Source organism: Stenotrophomonas sp. HMWF023, from assembly GCF_003060985.1.
GTDB classification, from domain to species: Bacteria; Pseudomonadota; Gammaproteobacteria; order Xanthomonadales; family Xanthomonadaceae; genus Stenotrophomonas; species Stenotrophomonas lactitubi.
This window is the reverse complement of record NZ_QAIJ01000154.1, coordinates 1,268-3,754: the sequence shown is the minus strand read 5'-3', so window position 1 is coordinate 3,754 and position 2,487 is coordinate 1,268. Positions and strand designations below refer to the sequence as shown.

The window sequence follows — 2,487 nt, the reverse complement described above, 5'->3', positions numbered from 1 at the left end:
GACCGCCACTGCGGCCGCCGCCACGACGCTCTTCCTCGGCGGCACGCGCTTCGCGTGCTTCGCGGAAGATCTGGCCGACGCTTTCGTTCTCGTCGCCTTCCTCACCCGGTGCCGGGGCGGCACGCTCCGGGCGCGGCAGCGAGGTCAGGATCTCGCTGGTGACCGCTTCGACCGGGATCTTCTGTTCGATGTAGGCCTCGATGTCCGGCAGGCCCATCGCGTAGCGCTCGCAGGCGAAGCTGATGGCATCGCCTTCCTCGCCCAGGCGGGCGGTACGGCCGATGCGGTGCACGTAGTCTTCGGCGTCGAACGGCAGGTCGTAGTTGTAGACGTACTTGATGCCGTCGATGTGCAGGCCGCGGGCGGCCACGTCGGTCGCTACCAGGATTTCCAGCTGGCCCTTCTGGAAGCGGTTGAGCAGGCTCTCACGCTTCTTCTGTGGCACGTCGCCGGACAGTACGCCGACGCGGTAGCCGGAACGCTCCAGCGAACGGGCAACGCGCTCGACGAACACCTTGGTATTGACGAAGACCATGGTGCGCGCGCCTTCGCTGCGCGACAGCAGGCCCAGCAGCAGCGGGATCTTCTCTTCGTCGGCCGGGAAGTAGATGCGCTGGCGCACGCGCGCGGCGGTGATGGTCTCGGCTTCGACCACCAGCTTCTGCGGCTCGTTCATGTGCTCATAGGCCAGCTCGAGCACGCGGTGGCTCAAGGTGGCGCTGAACAGCAGGGTCTGGCGGGTGGAGCGCTCCGGCATGCGGCGCAGCAGGAAGCGGATGTCCTTGATGAAGCCCAGGTCGAACATGCGGTCGGCTTCGTCCAGCACGCAGATCTCGCAGGCATGCAGCGAGACCACCTTGTGCTGCTTGACGTAGTCGATCAGGCGGCCGGGGGTGGCGATGATCACGTCCACGCCCTGCTGCAGGATCTCGCGCTGCTTGTCGTAATCCACGCCACCGTAGACCAGCGCGAAGCGCAGGCCGAGGTCGGAGCCGAACTTGACCGCATCCTTGTGGATCTGGATGGCCAGTTCGCGGGTCGGGGCCAGGATCAGCGCGCGCGGATCTTCCGGCTTGCGATCGGCCAGCGCCGGGCGCGTCAGCAGGCGGTTCACGACAGCGACCAGGAAGGCCAGCGTCTTGCCGGTGCCGGTCTGGGCCTGGCCGGCGACGTCGCCACCGGGCAGCGCGACCGGCAGGGTCAGCGCCTGGATGGGCGTGCAGCGGGTGAATCCGGCTCCTTCAAGACCGGCCTGCAGGGCCGGATGCAGATCGAAGGAGGAAAAAGTCAAATCGGTCAGCGGTTTGTCGCTCATGTGTCCGTCTTGGTATGGCCACGCGCCTGCGGGCGGCGGCACTGAAATCTGTCTGGGGCTCCGTCGCAAACTGCGGCCCCTGCGGCGGGTCGGGCTGGCCGGGACCCCTCGGGTCCGCGCGCCGCACAATGCCCCAGTTTACCGCACTCGGGCCGGCAAACCGGAATCAGGCGTCTCAGAGTCCAGGGAGACGCACCTCTTCACGCCGCAGTACCGCGCTTGAACAGCGGCGCGTGCGCCCATGGCCTACCGCGCCAGCACCCCCATTTCAGCCATGGACAGTGAAATCGGACACATACCGTGCTCAACCCCGATCACGATACGCTGGGTTCCAGCCAGCATCTGTCCGCGCCCTGCGATAGGGGTACACTGCCGGCCGTGAGCGTCCAGGCATCCCGCCGAACGCACCGTGGCAGTCCGCCGCGAGGCAACGACGAGGGTCACGCCACCGGGCATGGCCCAGTTCACCCACCTCCGGCCTGGCCGGGTGCAATCCAAGACGAGAAACCAAGATGAGCGACAAGGTTGTACACGTCGGCGATGCCGACTTTGATAGCGCCGTACTGAATTCCAAGGAACCGGTGCTGGTCGATTTCTGGGCCGAATGGTGTGGCCCCTGCAAGATGATCGCCCCGGCGCTGGACGAACTGGCCGATGCCTACCAGGGCCGCGCCAAGATCGCCAAGGTCAACGTGGACAACAACCGCGCGCTGGCCGCCAAGTACCACGTGCGCTCGATTCCCTACCTGGTCGTCTTCAAGGACGGCGAGAAGGTCGGCGAGCAGATTGGTGCCGTTGGCAAGGCCCAGCTGGCCGGCCTGCTGGACAAGGCCCTGGCCTGATCCTGCGGGTGACCGGCAGCCGTTTCCCACGGCTGCCGGGCGGGCGCCCCCGCGCCTGACTGAATACCGTATCCGGCGACCCTTGCGTGGCGCCGCGGGCCGATGATAGTGTCGGCACATCCGGCCGCGTTCGCGTGCCGCATCTTCTGGACGCAGTTTCTTCCAGACCCATTCCCAATGTTCGCCGCCCCAGCCGGGCGCTCGCACCTTCAAGCGAGGAATAACGCTCTTGTCCGATAACACTTCCGAAACCGGTAGCGCTGATGCGCCCGCCGAAAAGCGCGTGCGCAAAGCCCGCGTAACCAAGGCTGCCGCTCCGGCCGCCGCCGA

At 66.6% G+C, this 2,487-nt stretch carries 2 protein-coding genes; one reads left to right on the top strand and one right to left on the bottom strand.

Annotation, left to right across the window (positions count from 1 at the left end; all coding sequences use genetic code 11):
* Positions 1-1,315 (bottom strand): ATP-dependent RNA helicase RhlB (rhlB, locus tag DBR20_RS08410; RefSeq protein WP_258223256.1); only part of this gene is annotated, 1,315 nt, incomplete at its 3' end.
* 512 nt (positions 1,316-1,827) lie between these two features.
* Here rhlB and trxA point away from each other — a divergent pair.
* A complete protein-coding gene (gene trxA, locus DBR20_RS08405) occupies positions 1,828-2,157 on the top strand; it encodes a thioredoxin (protein ID WP_025878607.1) in 330 nt (109 codons plus the stop codon).
* Positions 2,158-2,487 lie beyond the last annotated feature (330 nt).